Source organism: Mesorhizobium sp. SARCC-RB16n, assembly GCF_008520305.1.
GTDB lineage: Bacteria > Pseudomonadota > Alphaproteobacteria > Rhizobiales > Rhizobiaceae > Mesorhizobium.
In genome coordinates, this window is record NZ_ML703263.1 from 190102 (window position 1) to 210011 (window position 19910).

At 62.7% G+C, this 19910-nt stretch carries 14 protein-coding genes, 1 tRNA gene and 1 pseudogene; 7 read left to right on the top strand and 9 right to left on the bottom strand.

Annotated features, from left to right (window positions below; translation table 11 throughout):
* The first annotated feature begins 73 nt into the window (after window positions 1–73).
* Complete coding sequence (betB, locus tag C7I87_RS09565) at window positions 74–1537, top strand: betaine-aldehyde dehydrogenase (RefSeq protein WP_149903962.1); 1464 nt, start codon at window positions 74–76, stop codon at window positions 1535–1537.
* A gap of 6 nt (window positions 1538–1543) precedes the next feature.
* Here betB and C7I87_RS09570 read toward each other — a convergent pair whose 3' ends face one another.
* Both C7I87_RS09570 and C7I87_RS09575 read right to left on the bottom strand, forming a co-directional pair.
* Window positions 1544–3778, bottom strand: coding sequence for a mannose-1-phosphate guanylyltransferase/mannose-6-phosphate isomerase (locus C7I87_RS09570; protein ID WP_149903963.1), 2235 nt, complete (start codon window positions 3776–3778; stop codon window positions 1544–1546).
* A 9-nt stretch (window positions 3779–3787) separates the two neighbouring features.
* Window positions 3788–5308 (bottom strand): phosphomannomutase/phosphoglucomutase, encoded by a 1521-nt coding sequence (locus C7I87_RS09575; RefSeq protein ID WP_149903964.1) that lies wholly within the window; start codon window positions 5306–5308, stop codon window positions 3788–3790.
* 199 nt (window positions 5309–5507) lie between these two features.
* Here C7I87_RS09575 and C7I87_RS09580 point away from each other — a divergent pair.
* From C7I87_RS09580 to C7I87_RS09600, 4 genes are all read left to right on the top strand, one after another.
* Window positions 5508–5584 (top strand) — tRNA-Pro (locus C7I87_RS09580).
* Between the two features lie 739 nt (window positions 5585–6323).
* Complete coding sequence (locus C7I87_RS09590) at window positions 6324–6605, top strand: hypothetical protein (protein ID WP_149903966.1); 282 nt, start codon at window positions 6324–6326, stop codon at window positions 6603–6605.
* A 499-nt stretch (window positions 6606–7104) separates the two neighbouring features.
* Window positions 7105–7323 carry a hypothetical protein gene (locus tag C7I87_RS09595; RefSeq protein ID WP_149904198.1) on the top strand — a complete coding sequence of 73 codons (219 nt, stop codon included), beginning with the start codon at window positions 7105–7107 and terminating at the stop codon, window positions 7321–7323.
* A complete protein-coding gene (locus C7I87_RS09600; protein WP_246696238.1) occupies window positions 7320–7769 on the top strand; it encodes a hypothetical protein in 450 nt (149 codons plus the stop codon). The genes C7I87_RS09595 and C7I87_RS09600 overlap by 4 nt, the downstream gene beginning before the upstream one ends.
* Before the next feature lie 66 nt (window positions 7770–7835).
* Here C7I87_RS09600 and C7I87_RS36610 read toward each other — a convergent pair whose 3' ends face one another.
* The 5 genes and pseudogenes from C7I87_RS36610 to C7I87_RS09625 all read right to left on the bottom strand — a co-directional run.
* Window positions 7836–8240, bottom strand: coding sequence for a hypothetical protein (locus C7I87_RS36610; RefSeq protein WP_188393788.1), 405 nt, complete (start codon window positions 8238–8240; stop codon window positions 7836–7838).
* 51 nt (window positions 8241–8291) lie between these two features.
* Entirely contained in the window at window positions 8292–9911 is a 1620-nt protein-coding gene (locus tag C7I87_RS09610) for an ABC transporter ATP-binding protein (RefSeq protein WP_149903968.1), read from the bottom strand.
* A gap of 17 nt (window positions 9912–9928) precedes the next feature.
* Window positions 9929–11050: an ABC transporter permease gene (locus C7I87_RS09615; RefSeq protein ID WP_149903969.1), complete on the bottom strand. Its 1122-nt coding sequence runs from the start codon at window positions 11048–11050 to the stop codon at window positions 9929–9931.
* Window positions 11043–11966, bottom strand: a complete 924-nt coding sequence (locus C7I87_RS09620; protein ID WP_149903970.1) for an ABC transporter permease subunit — start codon at window positions 11964–11966, stop codon at window positions 11043–11045. The genes C7I87_RS09615 and C7I87_RS09620 overlap by 8 nt, the downstream gene beginning before the upstream one ends.
* A gap of 417 nt (window positions 11967–12383) precedes the next feature.
* Window positions 12384–13724 (bottom strand): annotated as a pseudogene (locus C7I87_RS09625) (peptide ABC transporter substrate-binding protein); the annotation flags it as partial.
* A gap of 283 nt (window positions 13725–14007) precedes the next feature.
* Between C7I87_RS09625 and C7I87_RS09630 the strand changes: the two are divergent.
* Complete coding sequence (locus tag C7I87_RS09630) at window positions 14008–14454, top strand: TadE/TadG family type IV pilus assembly protein (RefSeq protein WP_149904200.1); 447 nt, start codon at window positions 14008–14010, stop codon at window positions 14452–14454.
* Complete coding sequence (locus tag C7I87_RS09635; RefSeq protein WP_149903972.1) at window positions 14455–16212, top strand: pilus assembly protein TadG-related protein; 1758 nt, start codon at window positions 14455–14457, stop codon at window positions 16210–16212.
* A gap of 28 nt (window positions 16213–16240) precedes the next feature.
* On the opposite strand, the gene C7I87_RS09640 is transcribed toward C7I87_RS09635, so the two are convergent.
* Together C7I87_RS09640 and glgX are read right to left on the bottom strand one after the other, a co-directional pair.
* The gene (locus tag C7I87_RS09640; protein ID WP_149903973.1) at window positions 16241–17875 is read right to left on the bottom strand and encodes a beta-galactosidase BglA; all 1635 of its coding nucleotides are present in this window, start codon (window positions 17873–17875) and stop codon (window positions 16241–16243) included.
* Window positions 17865–19874, bottom strand: coding sequence for a glycogen debranching protein GlgX (gene glgX, locus C7I87_RS09645; RefSeq protein ID WP_149903974.1), 2010 nt, complete (start codon window positions 19872–19874; stop codon window positions 17865–17867). Before glgX ends, C7I87_RS09640 begins: the two co-directional genes overlap by 11 nt.
* Window positions 19875–19910 lie beyond the last annotated feature (36 nt).

A 19910-nucleotide genomic window follows, 5' to 3' on the forward strand; every position in this document is an offset into this window, starting at 1 on the left:
CGATAGAGTGAGCCGCCCGAGAGCCTTCCGCCCAATAGCCGACGCTTGGGGGCGAAATGATTTGGAGATTTCCATGCGCGCCCAGCCCACGGCTTCGCACTATGTCAACGGACGCTATATCGAGGACGAAGGCGGCGCGCCACTGCCTGTCATCTATCCCGCGACGGGCGAGACCATCGCCATGCTGCGTTCGGCGACGCCGAACGTGCTGGAACTCGCCATCGAGGCCGCACGCGCCGCGCAGCCGGCCTGGGCGCGGCTTAAGCCGGTCGAGCGCGGCCGCATCCTGCGCCGTGCCGCCGACATTTTGCGCGCCCGCAACGTCGACCTTGCCCGTATCGAGACGCTCGACACCGGCAAGGCGATCCAGGAGACGCTGGTGGCCGACGCGCCTTCGGCAGCCGATTGCCTCGAATATTTCGCCGGCGCGGTCGCCGTCTTCAACGGCGAAGCGGTCGACCTCGGCGGGCCATTCGCCTACACGCGCCGCGAGGCGCTTGGCGTCTGCGTCGGCATCGGCGCTTGGAATTATCCGATCCAGATCGCCGGCTGGAAATCGGCGCCGGCGCTCGCCATGGGCAATGCCATGGTGTTCAAGCCATCGGAAAACACGCCGCTTTCGGCGCTGGCGCTGGCCGAGATCTACTCGGAGGCCGGCCTGCCCGACGGGCTGTTCAACGTCGTGCAAGGCTATGGCGATGTCGGCGCCGGGCTTGTAGGCCATGATGTCGTGGCCAAGGTCTCGGTGACCGGCTCGGTGCCGACCGGGCGCAAGGTGCTGTCGCTGGCCGGCTCCAAGATGAAGCACGCGACGATGGAACTCGGCGGCAAGTCGCCGCTGATCGTCTTCGACGATGCCGATCTCGAAAATGCCATCGGCGGCGCCATGCTCGGCAATTTCTATTCGAGCGGCCAGATCTGTTCCAACGGCACGCGCGTCTTCGTCCAGAGCGGCATTCACGACCGCTTTGTCGAGCGGCTGATCGAACGGACCAAGAAAATCCGCATCGGCGATCCGCTCGACCCGGAAACGCAGATGGGGCCACTGGTCTCCAAGGCACAGCATGAGAAGGTGGTCAGCTATATCGAGGCCGGCAAACAGGATGGGGCCACGCTGGCCTGCGGCGGCAACGTGCCGTCGCTGCAAGGCTTCCAGGGCGGCTTCTTCGTCGAACCGACGGTGTTCATCGGCGTCACGGACACGATGCGGATCGCCCGCGAAGAGATCTTCGGCCCGGTCATGAGCGTGCTGAAATTCAACAGTGAGGACGAGGTGATCGAGCGCGCCAACGACACCGAGTTCGGCCTTGCCGCTGGCGTTTTCACGCGCGACCTGCCGCGCGCCCACCGCGTCATCGCCGAGTTGCAGGCCGGAACCTGCTGGATCAACGCCTACAATCTGACGCCGGTGGAAATCCCCTTCGGCGGCGTCAAGCAATCCGGCATCGGGCGCGAGAATTCGCTGGCGGCGCTGGCGCTCTATTCGCAGCTGAAGTCGATCTATGTCGAGACCGGGAACGTCGCCAGTCCGTACTGATCCTGTCTACTTCTCCACCGTGCCATCCAGATACTGGGTCAGCGCACAGACGAGGTGATAGAAGATGCTCGCCGGCACGTCGCTGGCCAATGAGCGGCCGCGCTCGTCGATGCGGTCGATCCACAAGCCGAGCGGCGCCGGGTCGATGTGCCAGCGGAACAGCCGGCCGACGCGCGCCTCTATCTCCGGCTTCAGATCAGGCCCCCCCGAGCCATCCAGCGCGATCGCCGCCTTGAGCGCTTCCGCCTGCGGCCAGCTGCGCGATATCAGGTCGAGCGGAAGGCCCTGCCGCGAGACTGCCCCATAGGCAAGGCCGGTGGCACGGTTGAGGCCGTTGGCGATCGCCGAGGCATAAAGTTTTCGGGCAAAGACGCTCAGTTCGGCCTGGCCGCTGCGACCGGCGAAATCGATCAGCAGCGACGCCCATTCGAAGTGGTGGCCAGGTTCGGTCCGGCTTCCCTTCTCTCCGGAGACTGGTTTCCATTCGGCATCGAAATACTCGCCGAGCGTCCAGCTCTCGGGGTCGAAGAAATGGCTGCGGAAGAGATCGATGATGCGCGCCGCACGACGAAGATGCGCGCGCTCGCCGGTCGCACGGTGCCAGGCCAGGAAAGCTTCGAGCAGATGCATGTGAGGGTTGGAGCGCCGCTCGCCCGCCCCGTCCGACGTTTCGAGAAAGCCGGTCATGCGGCTATCCTCCAGATACGCGTCGAGGAAGGCGAAGGTCTCTTCGCCGAGCCGCAAGGCATCTGGATTGCCCGACATGTGCGCATGCGCAAGTGCCAGCAGAATGCAGGAATGATCGTAGGCGTCCTCCGTGGCGTCGGCGACAGAGCCATCGACGTTCAGCGTGCGCGCCCAACCGCCCCGTTCGGTGCGGCCCTGCCCGGCCATGAAGTCGATGCCATGCGCGATCAGCCGGTCGGCCGGGCCGGTCCAGCCGCGCTCCCTGGCGACCGCGAAAGCATAGACCTGCCTGGCCTGGGTGCGCATGCGCTTGGGCTTGATGAGCGGCTTGGCGTCGAAACCCAGCGCCTCGTGGAAGCCACCATGGCGCTCGTCGACACCTGAAGTCGACCACAACGGCAAGGTTTCCTGGAACAGCCAGTGATGCACGCGCCGCCGCCAGGCGCCGCTTTCGATGACACGGTCATGCGCTGGCGTGAACCTGGTTTCCAGCCGTCCTGATTTTTCGAGTTGTTCGACGATCTTCTTGACGTGCTGGCTGTGGCTCACCGGGGCAACGAACGTGGCATCCGCCGTCGAGACGATGGCGACGTCCTTCATGCCGATCGCCGACAGCAGGCGGCCGTCGCTGCGGATATACGAATTCTCGCAATCGATGGCGACGACATCACCGACGACGACATTGCCCTGGCCGTCAGCGGGACCGACGTCGAGCAGCGATTGCCAGGAGCCGAGATCGTTCCAGCGAAAGCCGGCCGGCACCATGGCTATGTCTTTTGCCCGCTCCATGATGGCGTAGTCGATCGAGTTCGACGGGATGGCCGCGTAAAGTTCCAGCGGCATATAGAGGCCGGACAGGTCCGATGTCGCCGCCTTGTAGGCCGCGTCGGTGGCGTGCCAGATATCGGGCTGGAATGCCTCGAAGGCGTCGCGCATGGCACCGGCCCGAAAAAGGAAGATGCCGGTGTTCCAGTAAAAATTTCCTGCCTTGAGATAGTCATTTGCCGTCGCAAGGTCGGGTTTCTCGACGAAGCGCGAAACGTCGAACACCCCGCCCTTCTCGGCCGATACCTCGATATAGCCATAACCGGTTTCCGGCTGTGTCGGCTTGACGCCGAACACCACTAGGCGGCCGGCGCGCGCCGCCTGCGATCCCGCTTCGATACTTTGCCAAAATTGCCCCGCCGTCGCTATTTCATGGTCCGAAGGCACCACCAGCATCAGGCTGTCGCCGAATTCCGACAAGGTTCGTAGGGTCGCCAATGCGACGGCGGCTGCGGTGTTGCGTCCCGCGGGCTCGAACAGGGGACCGCCCCCGGCAAGATCGAGACCGGCCAAGTCGGCATGGACACGATCGGCGTGACGCTCCGAAGCGATCAGGAAGATCGGCGTCTCGCCATCGGGCCTCGCCGTCAGGCGACGCAAGGTCTTGGCCAGCATGGAGCCATCGCCCGACAGATCATGGAACTGCTTGGGATTGTCTTCGCGAGACAGCGGCCATAGCCGGGAGCCGACGCCGCCGCTCATGACAAAACTGACGATCCGCTGGCCCATGATACCCTGTCAAAAAGTCTGGTTGTAGGCGCCGACTTCCGGACTGCGGCGCAGCACGGCGTCGACGGCATCGAACATCTGCCGGCGACGCTCAGACGAGACCGGGCTTTCGACGACCACGACCAGTTCCGGCTTGTTCGACGAGGCCCGCACAAGACCCCAGGTGCCGTCCTCGGCAACGACGCGCACGCCATTGACAGTGACGAGGTCCACGATCTTCTGGCCGGCGAAACTGGAGCCGTCCCGCTGCATCGCCTGAAAATCGGAGACCACGCGTTCGACGACGCCGTACTTCACCTCGTCCGCGCAGTGCGGAGACATGGTGGGCGTGCCGAAGGTCAGCGGCAGCGCACGGTAGAGATCGGCCATCGAACTGGCCGGGTTGCGGTCCAGCATCTGGCAGATGGCAATTGCCGTGACCAGTCCGTCGTCATAGCCGCGCGCGATCGGGCGGTTGAAGAAGAAATGGCCCGACTTTTCGAAGCCGGCGACCGCGCCCAGTTCGGCAACGCGGCGCTTGATGTAGGAGTGGCCAGTCTTCCAGTAGTCGGTGACGGCGCCGTTGGCGCGCAGCACCGCATCGGTGTTGAACAGTCCGGTCGACTTGACGTCGACGACAAAGGTCGCACCCGGATATTGGCTGGAGATGTCCCGCGCCAGCATGACGCCGACCTTGTCGGCAAAGATCTCGTTGCCTTCATTGTCGACGACACCGCAGCGGTCGCCGTCGCCATCGAAACCCAGCCCGACATCGGCCCCTGTCTCCAGCACCTTGTCCCTGATGGCATGCAGCATCCGCATGTCCTCCGGATTGGGATTGTAGCGCGGAAAGGTGTGGTCGAGTTCGACATCGAGCGGGATCACCTCGCAGCCTATGCGCTGCAAGGCTTCCGGCGCAAAGGCGCCAGCAGTGCCATTGCCGCAAGCGGCAACCACTTTGAGCTTGCGCGTGATGCGCTTGTCCCCGGTCAGATCGTCGAGATAGGTGGCGCGAAAATCGCGGACGAAATCATAGGAACCACCGCCCGTCAGGTCGAAATCGCCGGCCAGCACGATCGCCTTCAGCGCGCTCATCTCCTCGGGCCCGAAGGTCAGCGGCCGCGCCGCACCCATCTTGATGCCGGTCCAGCCATTTTCGTTGTGCGAGGCAGTGACCATCGCCACCGACTGCGTCTCCAGTGCGAACTGCGCGAAATAGGCCATCGGCGACAGCGCCAGGCCGATATCCTTTACCCGTGCGCCGGCCGCCATCAGCCCGGAAACCAGTGCCAGCTTGATGCCAAGCGAATAGGAACGGAAATCATGTCCGGTGACGATATCGGGTCCGGCGCCGAGACGCCGGATCAGAGTGCCGAGCCCCATGCCAAGCGCCTGGACGCCAATCAGATTGAGTTCCGGCGGCACCGTCGAGCCGGAATGGCCGAACCACCAGCGCGCATCATATTCACGAAAACCGGATGCCTTGATCAGCGCCGTGGTTTCGAATTCGAAGCTGTTGGGCCGGGCTTCGCCAACGATTTTTGGGGGCAAGACAGCAGGGCTCCAGGCGGCAGAAACACGATCTATCGAGGCGGCAGCTTAGCACACAAGACTTTAAGCCGCGTTTATCCCGGATGGAAATCCGGGCTTTCAGGCAATGCCCGACGAAAGCGGACGAAATGCGACAGAAGTGCTGCCATTGCCGCTTGCAGGAACGAAGTGTGGCGGCTATAAGCCCGCGGTCTGGTCACGGAGTGTAGCGCAGCCTGGTAGCGCACCTCGTTCGGGACGAGGGGGTCGCAGGTTCAAATCCTGCCACTCCGACCAGAAAAACAATGTGTTAGCGCATCCCGACTTTGGCGCAACCCGAGATTCATCCGAGGTGGGGCCTGGTTCAGGAGGGTGCCTGTTCCCTCGGAAAAGGAAACGGGCACGAAATCCCTTTCCTCTCACGACGCGTGAGCAACGAACTTCCTGCCATCGTGTCGGTCAACCTGTGGGCGTTCGCGGCGTGCGCTGCAACTGATCACACTCCGACAAGGCACGGTGCGCGTCGCCTAGCGGAGGCCGAAAAAGCTCAATATCGCTATCACGATGACCACCGCTCCGACGAGCCAAATGATGTTGTTCATAGTTTCTCTCCCGTTGCCTGGTGAGCCCGCGCCTCTGGCGGAGGACGCGGGCCGATCAGCCTTTGCCTGCTGATCTTCAGCGGGCTTCAAACCGTGAGGCCCGCCGCGGAGATAAACCATTAGGCTCGCCTAATGTTCCGACGCCTGACAAGATCTCGAATAGCCGAGCGAACTGCTTTTGTGGGGCAGAGACAGATCGGTCCTCACAGCAGCAGCTGCGCTAGCCTGCCCGCGCGGACGACGGACGATGTGGCAGTGTGGCGGTGTGGCTGCCCGCAGGAGCCGGTCGCCGATATTGCGATTTTTCTCCAGGCCTGAGCACGCGACGCGATGGCCGTTGCCCCACGTCCCGGCTGTTTCGGCAACCCGGAACCAAAGGGATCAGCAGCAGTTGTATGCGACGAAGGGCTATTCAAGGCATTGGAGAAATTGCAATGAAAACAATGATCATCTGCGCTTTGGCGCTTTCGGTGGGACTGCCCGCCTTGGCTTCGGCCGCCGAGGCTGACGTTGTCATCAAGACCCATCATCGACATCATAACCACGTCAGGATCATCAATGAGGAGGGCCAGCGGCTCCATCACCGTCACCACGAAACGATCGCCTTCTACGACCACGGCCGCAGGCATCATCATCGAGATGCCGTCGTTGTCACCGGCTCCGTCTCCACTCACCGCCACCATCACCCGGTGGTGATTGAAAACGGCGGCTACTGATGGCCGACTGGTGGCCCGGCTTTCGATTGAGCCTGGCCACCAGAGGACTTTTCCCTGGCACGCTACGCACGGCTGGATCGTCGCAATCTTGAATATCTCATCACTACTGGGAATAAGTTGTGGAGAGCTCGGAGCGGTGGTCAGGCAATTTTTCCTGTCCCACGCCGGCCAGCGCAGCCCGGCAGGATGTGCAAGGAGATTAGCTGAGGACTATTCCGGCCACCATGAAAGTGATGGCCATCGCGAAGATCGGTGCGAGCAACCAGCGCGCCTGACCAACACTCTTCTCCATCGGCTTCCTCCCACAATCTTGTGTTGGACAACGGTAACAAACAGCGGCCGTTCCCGGGCGGTCCGCTTGGCAATACCATTGCGCTCTACAGTCAGACTTAGGTCCTGCCGGTACCAGACCGAAGCCTCGCCTGGGAACGTTTACGCCCGGCCCAAGTTCGAGCTTGGGCGTGGACAACAAACGAAGCGGGAACAAATGAGCACCACCATGTCGAACCGTGAGACTGTAACATCCCATGTGTTGGGGATGCGCATAAATAGCCTCAAAACCAGGATGCAGCACGCTCAGATCACCGAGAGTGAAATGAAGACCTTCCAAAAGGTAGCGGCCGTGATCGAGGGCGGCAGGGGCCGGATCGATGGCGACGATTTGATCGCCGCATCTTTCGTTACCGACGCGCTGACGGACACGACACACCCTGAATGACCATGCCAACAATCAGCAGGCTTTTTGAATCCCATCCCGAAGCAGCCCGGATCGCCGGCAACCTTTTGGCGGCCGGGGTTCCTCGCGTACAGGTCGTCGTTATCGGTCCCTATCACGACGAAATCAGTGTCCTGAAGTCTCCCGCTGTTATCCTCGGCGCTGCCGCTGGGCTGTTGGCGTGCCTGGGCGCTTTTGCTGTTTACGACATCAATTCTTTCCCAACCGGCTTGTCGGCCATGGCCCTGACGGGCACGTTCTGCAGCTGCGTCCTCGGCGGTTTGCTCGGAGCCTTGGTCGCGGAGGCCAGAACGCCGGAGCGTCGAAGCGTCGGCGAAGGGATTGTGCTGGTGACCGCCCATGTCGATGAGAACGCGACCGATATTGCCCAAATTGTGCTCGGCGGCGGTTGTGTCCCCACGACCGAATTTGCCGCCAAAGCAGCGTAGGAATTTTCCATAGCATCGAATAAACGCGCCGATACCCAGTGCAGAGCGCGAGCACTGGCCGGTCGGTCAAACTTTGACGAAATGGGCATCGGCGTTAGTTTGATCGATGAATATGAGGGAGCCGGTAAACGGCGAACCGGACGCGGATATGAATTTGATCTCAAAAACGGGGTCGGCACCGGTTCTTCTGGCTGCTGTGCTTCTTGTCGCCGGATGCTCATCGATCGGCGGGACGGCCTCTCCGGCCAAATACGAGAGTATGAGCTGCACGGAGCTTAACAGCGCCGTGGGAAGCAGCGCGAGCGACATCTCGCGAACCGCGATTGCCCGCGGCAAGGTCGCCAACACCAGCGTGCCGCGCTGGCTGCTTGGCGGGTCGCGCGTGAAAATGGCGGTCGCCGACCGTGAAACGGCCAGGATCGGCCGGTTGAAGCAACAGCAGGACGCCGCTGTTGCCGTACGCGCACGCAAGTGCGCCAGCTCGGCGGGCTGAGGAGAACAGGCCTCAGCCACAGTGGCTTATCACGCGCTCAGCCGGAACCGCGTGACGTCGATCGCAGCGTTCATCAGCGTCTGCGTATAAGGCGCTTGCGGATTGCTGAAAATCGCCTCGGTCGGCCCCTCTTCGACGATCTTGCCCTGCTTCATGACGATGATGTAGTCGGCCATGGCGCGCACCACCGCGAGATCGTGACTGATGAACAGGTAAGACAGTTCGTGGTCGGCCTGGAGTTTGCGCAACAGTTCCACGATCTGTTTCTGCACCGAGCGGTCGAGCGCCGAGGTCGGCTCATCCAGCACGACCATCTTCGGCTTCAGGATCATGGCGCGGGCAATGGCGATGCGTTGCCGTTGTCCGCCGGAGAATTCGTGCGGGTAGCGGTTGCGGGCGTTGGGGTCGAGGCCGACTTCACGCAGCGCTTCGACCGCACGCTGGTCGCGCTGCTTTCCAGAAAGGTTCGGCTCATGCACCAGCAGCCCTTCGGTGATGACCTGGCCGACGGTCATGCGCGGCGACAGCGAGCCAAAGGGATCCTGGAAGACGAGCTGCATCTGGCGCCGCAGTGGCCGCATCTGCTGACGGTCGGCCGTGGAAATATCGCGATCGCCGAAACGAATGAGCCCTTCGCTCGGCAGCAGCCGCAGCAAGGCGCGGCCGAGCGTCGATTTGCCCGAGCCGGATTCGCCGACGATGCCGATGGTCTGGTTGCGTTGCAACCGGATCGAGATGTGATCGACCGCCCGCAACATCAGCGGTTCGCCGGCGAGAAACCCGCCGCCGATCCTGAATGTGACTTCGACATTCCTGCCTTCGAGCACCACCGGCGCATTGGCGGGTGGAGGCGCCTTGGTTCCGGTCGGCTCGGCCGCCAGCAGCATCTTGGTGTAGGCATGCTGCGGGTTGGCGAAGATCGCTTCCGCCTCGCCTTCCTCGACGACCTCGCCCTGGCGCATGACATAGACCCGGTCGGCGAAGCGCCGGACAATGCCAAGGTCGTGTGTGATGAAGACGATCGCCATGCCGAGCTTGCGCTGCAACTCGGCCAGCAGCATCAAGATCTGCGCCTGGATGGTCACGTCCAGCGCCGTCGTCGGTTCGTCGGCGATCAGGATGTCGGGGTCGTTGGCGAGCGCCATGGCAATCATCACGCGCTGGCGCTGGCCACCGGACATTTCGTGCGGATAGGATTTCATTCGCCGTTCGGGATCGGGAATATGGACGAGCCGCAGCAGTTTGAGCGCCTCTTCATGCGCTTCGGCGGCGCTCAGCCCCCGATGGCGGCGGATCGGCTCGATCAGCTGGTTGCCGATCGAATAGAGCGGATCGAGCGAGGTCATCGGCTCCTGGAAGATCATGCTGATCTTGCGGCCACGGACCTTGTTCAGCTCGGATTTGCTCAATGTGAGCAAGTTGCGGCCGCGATAGTCGACATGGCCTGATGCTTCGCCGTTGGAGGCCAGCAGGCTCATCGCCGCCATCATCGTCTGGCTCTTGCCGGAGCCGGACTCGCCGACCACGGCGACGGTTTCGCCCGCATTGACGTGGATGTTGATACCTTTCACCGCTTCGACCGCACCGTCGAGCGTACGGAAGCGGACGCGGAGGTCCTTGACGCTGAGGATCGTTTCGGGAGTGGCCATGTCAGCGATCCCCATCTTTATCGATCCCTTGGGTCGAGTGCGTCGCGCAGGCCGTCGCCGACGAAATTCAGGGCGAACAGCGTGGAGACGAGGAAGAAGGCGGGAAACAGGAGCAGCCAGTTGGCGGTGCCGATGTTCTTGGCGCCGACCGAGATCAGCACGCCCCAGCTGGTCATCGGTTCCTGGATGCCGAGGCCGAGGAACGACAGGAAGCTCTCCAGGATGATGACCTGCGGCACCAGTAGCGTCATGTAGATCACCACGGGGCCAAGCAGGTTGGGGATCACATGGCGCAGCAGGATGCCGCGCTGGCCGATACCCATGGCTTCCGCCGCCTGGACGTATTCCTGCCGCCGGATCGACAGCGCCTGCCCGCGCACGATGCGCGCCATGTCCAGCCACAGCACCGCACCGACCGCCAGGAACATCAGCACGAAGTTGCGGCCGAAGAACACCACCAGCATGATGACGAAGAAGATGAACGGCAAGGAATAGAGCACGTCGACGATGCGCATCATCACCTCGTCGACCTTGCCGCCGGAAAAACCGGCGGCGGCGCCATAGATCACACCAATCACCACCGCCACGATGCCGGCGAGCAGGCCGATGGCAAGCGAGATGCGCCCGGCCATCAGCGTGCGCGACAAGAGATCGCGGCCGGTGTTGTCGGTTCCGAACAGGAAATACTGCTGCTTGACCGATGCGCTCATCGTCACTTCGAGGCCGTCGGGCGACTTGCTCTCGATCTTGGTGCCGTCGAAGGCATCGGACCGGTCGAGGTAGCGGATGTTGCGGTCGTCGATCGGCTTGGTCGACTTGACCGTGACGAACACCTGGTTGCCCTCCTGGTGCCACTCCTTGATGTCGACCCGCATGCGCTTGATCGCTTCAGTGAGAGCCGTTTCGATCATATCGGGTTTCGGGTAGGCCGACAGGCTTGGCGGCATGCGCACATAGTCGGCGTAGATGGTCGTGTATTGATGCGGCACGAACCAGGGGCCAAAGACGCTGACGACCCCGATCAGAACGAGGTAGTAGAGACTGAACATGGCGGCGCGGTTGGCCTTGAGGCGCGCCCAGGCATCGCCCCACAGCGAGCGGCCAACGATGGCGGGAGCTGTGGCTGCGATGTCAGTCATAGCGCACCCTCGGGTCGACGACCGCGTACATGACGTCGACGATCAGGTTGAAAACGATGGTGAAAATGGCGATCACCACCACCGTTCCCATCACCAGCGTGTAATCGCGGTTGAGCGCGGCATCGACGAAATAACGGCCGACGCCTGGAATGGAGAAGATCGTCTCGACGATGACCGAGCCGGTTAGCAGTGCCGCCGCCGCCGGGCCGGTGAAGGAGACGATCGGCAGGATGGCGCCGCGCAGCGCGTGCTTGACCACCACCGACCAGTCGGAGAGGCCGAGCGCGCGCGCCGTTCGGATATGATGGGATCGCAGCGATTCGATCATCGAGCCGCGCATCAGGCGGGCAACGATGGCGATCTGCGGCAAGGCAAGCGTCAGCACCGGACCGATCTTGTTGATGAAGGCGCCGTCGCCCCATCCCCCGATCGGCAAAAGCTTCCAGGTCAGCCCGAAGACGAGTTGGATCACCGGCGCGATGACGAAGGTGGGGATTGTGCTGCCGGCGGTCGCCAGCGCAATCACCGTATAGTCGCCAAGCTTGTTCTGGTTGAGCGCGGCAATGGTGCCGAGCACGCTGCCGAGCAGCAGCGCCAGGATCAGCGCCGAGGAGCCGAGCTGGACGGAAATGGGCAGGCCCTTGGCAAACAGTTCGGTGACGGTGAAGTCCGGCATGTTGTAGCTCGGGCCGAAATTGCCGCGTAAGAGATTGCCGAGATAGTGGACATATTGCAGCCAGAGCGGATCATTGAGACCGAACTGGGCCTCAAGGTTCGCCTTGATCTCGGGGCTCAGCCCCCGCTCCTGGTTGAATGGACCGCCTGGCGCGACGCGCATCAGGAAGAACGCCATCGTCACGATGACGAACAGCGTCGGGATGGCGGTCAAAAGCCGCCGGAATACGTATCGCAGCATCGGTGCCCCGCTTGATCCAGAGCACGCCCGTCCACTCGGACGATTGCGCTCCAGCCTTCAAATCTTCGCACCGAACTTTCCGAAAATCGATTCCGTTTCCCGGGCCGATGCGATGGCAAACCAGCGCCGCCGCGCAATTCAGTTGCGCGGCGGCTTGGCCAGGGATCAGTCCTTGCTGACGAAGCGTGACGGATGCACGTCCATGACATTGTCGACGAAGCCATGCAGCTTCGAGGAAACGATGTCGTGGTAGCTGTAGTAGAGAAGCGGGATCTGGCCGACATCGTCGATGAGGATGCGCTCGGCCTCGGCGAGGTCCTTCATGCGCTCTTCTGGCTTGCCGCCGGCGGCCGCGGCCTTGTCCATTGCCGCTTCGTATGCGGGGCTGTTGTAGTTCGAATAGTTGTTGCCGCTGGCCTTGCGTGTGATGCCGAGAAAAGTTTCCGGATCCTTGTAGTCGGCAATCCAGGCGGCACGCGCCACGTCATAGTCGCCCTTCTGCTCGAGGAAGGAGTAGTGGGTCTTGGTGTCGGTGTTGAGCAGCGTGACGTCGACGCCAAGCGGCTTCAATTGCTCCTGGATGGCCACTGCCGTGTTCTTGTGGTTTTCCGAGGTGTTGTAGCGGATCTCCATCTTCAGCGGATGCTCGGGCGTGTAGCCAAGCTTCTCGAAGATCTTCTTGGCTGCGTCCTCGCGGTCGATCTGGGGCATGTCGGCGTATTTGGCCATTGCCGGCGTGTAGCCCTCGATGCCGGGGGGCACCATCGAATAGCCGGGCAGCATAGAGTTCTGCCAGACCTTTTCGGCGATGAAGTCACGGTCGATCGCCATCGAGATGGCGTTGCGCAGTTCGGGATTGTTCCACGGCGCCTTGTCGGTCTTGATCGCATAATAATAGGTGCCGAGGTACGGCCCGACATGGATCTGGTCGCCGAACTTTGTCTTGAGGTCGGCGAGCTGTTCGGTCGGCAGATCGTCATAGCTATCGAGTTCACCAGCCTCGAAGCGCTTCATCGCCGATGAACGATCCTCGGTCGGGATGTAGTTGACGACGTCGAACTTGACGGTCGCGGCGTCCCAGAATTTCGGATTCTTGACCAGTTTCATGTGGTCGTTGGGAACCCATTCGGCCAGCGTATAGGCGCCGTTCGAAACCAACTTGCCGGGCTTGATCCAGTCGGCGCCGAGCTTTTCAATCGATGCCTTGCTGACCGGATAGGTCGCCTGATGGGTCAGCATCTCCAGGAAGTAGGGCGTCGGCGCCTTCAGCGTCACTTCCAGGGTGCCGGCGTCGATTGCCTTGACGCCCATGTCCTCCGGCTTGCCCTTCTTGGTGTTGACGTCCTCCGCGCCCTTCACCGGATACAGCATCGAGGCGTATTCGGCGCCGGTCGCAGGATCCTCCAGCCGGTGAAAGGCGTACACAAAGTCGTCCGCCGTCACCGGGCTGCCATCCGACCACATGCCGTTCTTGCGCAGCTTGAAGGTATAGACCGTCCCGTCATCCGACACCGTCCAGCTTTCGGCGGCGCCGGGAATGAGGTTGGCCTTCTCATCCTGCATGACCAGTCCCTGGAACAGGTCGCGCAACACGTTGGCTTCATAGACCGTCGAGGTCTTGTGTGGGTCGACCGACTCCGATTCAGCGGCGGTGCCCCTGTTGTAGACGCTCTCGGCGAAGGCCGGGGCCATGAACGTGCCGGCAGCCAAGGTCATGGTCGTGGCGAATACCGTCGCCTTCAGCATGTTTTTCAGCATGAAGTTCTCCCTGTCGGCGCTGCCATCGGCGCGCCTTTGCGTGTTGACGCCCCGGAACCGATGTCTGGTTCCTTTGAGCGCGCCGCCGGTTCCCTCCGGCGGCTGGTGGCAGGAGACTAGACAGGAGGTAAGCTCTTTTCAACTGAGTACTGATTGACCCTAAGTCAATCCCCATTATCGAAGAAGCAACGGCTAAATTAGAATGTCATTTTCAATCGGCCACACTCTTTGGTTGTGCCCGGAGTTTTCGCTTTTTGCATGCGAACTTGAGCATGCTGGCGCCATGGTTCACTACCTCATTTCCAAGGCCCGAAGGCGCCAGTTCCGAACAGACAATTCGGGAACATCAGCGGTCGAGTTCGCCCTGCTGTCGCCCCTCTTTATGCTTCTCTTGCTCGGGATGGTTGCGTACGGCATTTATTTTGGAGCAGCCAACTCGATCCAGCAAATTGCAGCCGACGCCGCCCGTACGGCCATTGCCGGGGTGAACCAGACCGAACGGCAGACGCTCGTGGCCAACTACCTCGCCAACAACGCCGGCGGCTACCCTTTCGTGGACGCCGGCAAACTGACCTATCAGGCCAATGACAGCGTGGCCGACGGAAGCCAGTTCGTGGTGTCCATCTCCTACGATGCCCGCAACCTGCCGATCTGGAATCTGTTCCCGGGCATAGCCATGCCAGGGACGACCATCAAGCGTCAGTCAACGATCAGGGTCGGGGGTATCTGAATGCTGCAGCGGGCGGGCAAGGGCATCGGCCGGCTTGCACGGTCGATGATGGGAGACAGGAAGGCGAACTTCGCCGTCATGACCGCATTGAGCGCGCCGGTCGCATTGGCGCTGGCAGCGGTGGCCATAGACGAAGGCTCCATCTACACCGAGCGCCGGGAAGCGCAGGCGATGGTCGACCTGGCGGCGATCACCGCCGCCTCGAACATCAACAACGTCAATACGGCGGTCGTCACCACGCTCACCGACAACGGCATGCCGGGCGTCGTCGTTCAAGCTTCGGGACAGACCATCCCAGCGGCGGCCGGGAAGACGGTGGTGACGATCACGCAGGGTCGATATGCCTCATCGACCGCCAATGTCAGCCAGCGCTTCCAGGCGGGCGTGACCCCTTACAATGCCGTCCGGGTCACTTTGGCGAAGATTCCCAACCGCTACTTCGCAAGCTCGCTTATCCCCACTCCCGTCATCGGCACCCAAGCCACCGCCAGCATGACGCCGCAGGCGACATTCTCGGTCGGGTCGAGATTGCTCAGCGTCAATGGCGGTATCCTCAACGCACTTTTGAGCGGACTTCTCGGCGGCAACATCTCGCTCAGCGTCATGGACTACAACGGGCTGATCTCGGCCGATGTCAGCGTGCTTTCCTTTGTCAGTGCGCTGGGCACACAACTGAACATCACGGCCGGTACCTATTCCGACGTTCTGGCCTCGAAGGCGACCGTGGGCCAGATCGCCACTGCCATGGCCAATGTTCCCGGCCTCGGCAATACCGCCAAGGTCGCCCTGCAGACCATCGCCTCCAAGTCGACCAGCACCGTCAAGATCCCGCTCAGCAGTCTTGTCGATCTCGGCTCGGTCGGGAGCCTCGGACTCGGGCAACAGCCGTCTGGCCTGGGAGTGGACGCAAGCGCCATGGGGATGCTGACCGCCGCCGCCGTGCTCGCGAACGGCACCAACCAGGCCGCGGTCGATCTCGGCGCCACCATCCCGGGACTGCTCTCCACCAAGCTCAACATCGCCATTGGGGAGCCGATGCAATCCTCGCCCTGGCTGGGGATCGACGGTATCGGCACTGTCGTGCGGACCGCCCAGACCCGTATCAAGCTGACGGCCTCCGTCGGCGTCGGCTCGCCTGGTCTCGGCGGAGGTATCAACCTCGTGGCCGTCAATCTGCCGCTCAATGTAGAAGTCGCCTATGCCGAGGCCAGGCTGACCGACATCACGTGCCCGACAGGGCCGTCCAGCATCAGCGTTTCCATCGCCGCGCACCCCGGCATTGCCCGGTTGAACCTGGCCAATAGCAATAATCCCTCCGGCTTCGCCGATTTCAGCCAGCCGCAGACCTTTACGGATGCAGACATTGCCGATGTTAAGCTGCTGTTGATCCCGTTGATCCAGGTGATGGGTTCGGCCGCGACCGCCATCACCAACAACAGCCCTCAAACTCTGACCTTCAATGCGACCGACATCGCCAACAAGACGGTGAAGACTGTTTCGACGCGAAACATTTCGCAGTCGCTCACCACGTCGCTGGTCAACGACCTGTCGCTTTCGGTCAATGTGCTTGGTCTTGGGATCGACCTGACAGCCCTGCTCGGAACGGTGAAACCAGCAGTGGTGGCCTTGCTCAACACTGTAACGGCGCCCGTCGACGACCTGCTCTACAATGTGCTGTCGGCCCTGGGTGTCGGTGTCGGCCAGGCCGACGTGCGCGTCACCGGCGCGACCTGCGGACGGGCAGTGCTCGTTCAGTAGGACCGCTTGGCCACAACCGAAGCGCCAATCAGTCGAGCCTGCCGAGGAAGCAACCGAGAGACGGCAGCGAGAGCGCGTTGTCCTCGACAGCCGCGGTACCGCCCAGGACAGCCGCGACAGTTCCGATATCTTCAGGCAACGGCCAAGTCGCCGGCTCTTCGGCGAAATTGAAGACACAGAGCAGCCTCTCCCCGCCGCCTTCGCGGATGAAGGCGAGCACGTCGCCCTCGGCGTCGAGAAAGCGGATCGAACCGCCGACCAGCGCAGGTTGCTGTTTGCGCAGGGCGAGCGCCGAGCGGTAGGCCGACAGCACCGATTGCTCCTCGCCGTTCTGAATATCGACAGCGCGGGCGCGATGGCTTGCCGGCACAGGCAGCCAGGGTTTTGCGGTGGAAAAGCCCGCATTGTCGGACCCCGCCTCCCAGACCATCGGCGTGCGGCAGCCGTCCCTGCCCTTCACGCCGGGCCAGAAGCGAATGCCGACGGGATCGCGCAAATCCTCATAGGCAAGCTCCGCTTCCTCGAGGCCGAGTTCCTCGCCCTGGTACAGGCAGATCGAACCGCGCAGGCAGGTAAGCAGCATGATCGAGAATTTGGCCACCAGGTCGGGATCGCCCCCCGGCCGCGTCCAACGGCTGACATGGCGCACGACGTCATGGTTGGAAAATGCCCAGCAGACCCAGCCGTCGGCAACCGCGCTTTCGAAGGCTTCGACGCAGCCGCGCACATGCGCCGCCGAAAATTGCGAACCGAGCAGGTCGAAAGTGTAGCTCATCTGAAGCTTGTCGCCGCCGGAGGTGTAGGCGGCGAGCGTCTGCAGCGAGCGGCCTTCATCGCCGATCTCGCCGACGGCGGCGCGGTCGCCATATTCGTTGAGCAGCGCACGGAACCGCCGCAGGAAAGTCAGGTTTTCCGGCTGCGTCTTGTCGAACAGATGCTCCTGATAGAGGTAGGTGTTGGTCTCCGTGTTGGTGCCGGCAACGCTGGAGGCCAAGGGCGGATTGCTGCGCAGCCAGCGGTCGTGGACATAGTAATTGACCGTATCGAGCCGGAAGCCGTCGACACCGCGCTCGAGCCAGAACCGCACCGTATCCAGCAACGCGTCCTGGACTTCCGGATTATGGAAATTGAGATCCGGCTGCGAGGCGAGGAAATTGTGCATGTAATATTGCCGACGGGTCGCGTCCCACTCCCAGGATGGTCCCCCGAAGACCGACAGCCAATTGTTGGGCGCGCCGCCGTCAGGCTTGGCGTCGGCCCAGACGTACCAGTCGGCCTTGGCATTGTCGCGGCTGGCGCGGCTTTCGATGAACCATTCATGCTTGTCGGATGAATGCGACAGCACCTGATCGATGATGATTTTCAGGCCGAGCCGGTGCGCTTCGGCAACCAGCGCGCCGAAATCCGCCAACGTGCCGAACATCGGGTCGACGTCGCGATAGTCCGATACATCATAGCCCATGTCGGCCATGGGTGACTTGAAGAAAGGCGACAGCCAGACGGCATCGACGCCGAGCGAGGCGATATGGGCGAGCCTTGACGTGATGCCGCCGAGATCGCCGCTGCCATCCCCGGTGGTGTCCTGGAAAGAGCGCGGATAGACCTGATAGATGACGCAGCCTCGCCACCACTCGGCTCCCTGCTCCACATTCTCACCGGTCATCCAGAACCTTCCTGGCGCCGCCGTTTCCGGTCCGACGCTCGATCATGAAATTGACGCTGTGGCCCGGCGACGAGCGTAGGAGGTCGATCGCCTGCGTCTCGATTGCCGGGCGCCACTGGAAGCCATCTCGCGCCGGCAAGGTGAAGACGCATTGGCGGCGGTCGCCATTGATCATGACGGCAAGCCTGCCATCCTCGCCGCCAAGCAGCATGACGAGGCGATGCCGGCTGGAGTCGTTCCAGTCGGTCTCGGCAAGCGGCTCACCGGTCTCGGTCAGCCAGGCGACGTCGGGAACGCCTGAAGCCTCGATCGGTTCTCCGGTCAGCAAATGCGTGTCCGACAGTGCCGGCACCGCCTGGCGAATTGCCGCGAGCGCCGACGCGTAACGCTCCAGTGCCTGGTCGCGACCGGCCCAGTCGAGCCAGGTGATCGAATTGTCCTGCGCATAGGCGTTGTTGTTGCCTTTCTGGCTGCGGCCGAACTCGTCACCCGCCGTCAGCATGATGGTGCCGCGCGAGGCGAACAGCGTGGCGAGCAGTGCGCGCTGGTCGTCGAAGCGCGCCCGGGCGATCGCGGCACTGTCCGTCTCGCCCTCGGCGCCATTGTTCCAGGACAGGTTTTCGTTATGGCCGTCGCGATTCTGCTCGCCATTGGCCCCGTTGTGCTTGCGCTCATAGGCGACGGTGTCGGCCAGCGTCATGCCGTCATGGGCGGCGATGAAGTTCACGCCACGGCTTATCCGGTCCTCTGCCCTGTTGAACAGGTCGGACGAACCGGCAAGGCGAGTGGCGAGAGCACCGACCATGCCGGCATCGCCGCGCCAGAACCGTCTGACATCGTCGCGGTAGCGATCGTTCCACTCAAGGAAAGGCGGCCGGAAATTGCCCAGTTGATAGCCGTTTGCCCCGATGTCCCAAGGCTCCGCGATCAGCACGCGATCGCAGAGCAGCGGATCATGGGTGATGGCCTGGAGCAGCGGCGCTTCCGGATCGAAGGCACCATCATCGACCCGGCCCAGCACCGGAGCCAGATCGAACCGGAAGCCGTCGACGCCGGTCTGGCGCACGAAATGACGGAGTGTATCGAGCACCATTTCCCGCACCATCGGATGGTCGCAAGCGATCGTATTGCCGGTGCCCGTGTCATTGACCAGCCCGCCATCCGGCCGGTGCCGATAGTAGGCCTGGTTGTCAAGGCCGCGCAGCGAGAGCGTCGGCCCCAGCCTGTCGCTTTCGCCGGTGTGGTTGAAGACGAGGTCGAGAATGGCGCCGATGCCGGCCCGGCGCAGTGCGGCGACCGTGTCCTGTAATTCCGTCAGGCCGCCGGGCGCCAGGCGCGGATCGAGCGCCATGAAGGTGACGGGATTGTATCCCCAGGCGTTGCTCAAGCCCAGCGGCGGCAGATGCCGCTCGTCGATCGACGCCGTCACCGGCATCAGTTCGACAGCGGAGACGCCGAGCCTTTGCAGATGCTCGATGATGGCCGGATGGGCAAGTGCGGCGATCGTACCGCGCTGGTCTGCCGGCACATCCGGGTGGAGCTTGGTGAAGGCGCGGACATTCAGTTCGTAGATCAGGCCGCCCGGACGAAACAGCGGCGGCAGGATCGGCGGGGCTGTCGGCAAGGCCCTGGCCACGGTCTTGGGCATCAGCGACGCGGTGTCGGCGCCCTCATTGCGCCGCGCGGCGAGCCGCCAGTGATAGGCATAGGGCCGGTCGATTTCGACGGCATAGGGATCGGCCAGCAGCTTGTCGGGGTCGAACCACAGTCCACGCTCGGGTGTATAATCGCCATCGGCACGCAGGCCATAGCGCGCGCCCGCGGCCAGGCCGGAGACGAAGAGTGCGTGCACGCCGTCGCCTTCCGGCCGCATCTCCAGGCGATCGAGTTCGCGGTTTCCCTGCTCGTCGAAGATCGACACCCAGAGGCAACGGGCCGACGAGGACCATGCGGCGAAGCGGATACCTTCGCTGGTGACGGTGGCGCCGAGCGACGTCATGCGCGCGCCCCTTCTCCCCTTCCTGAGGGAGAAGGA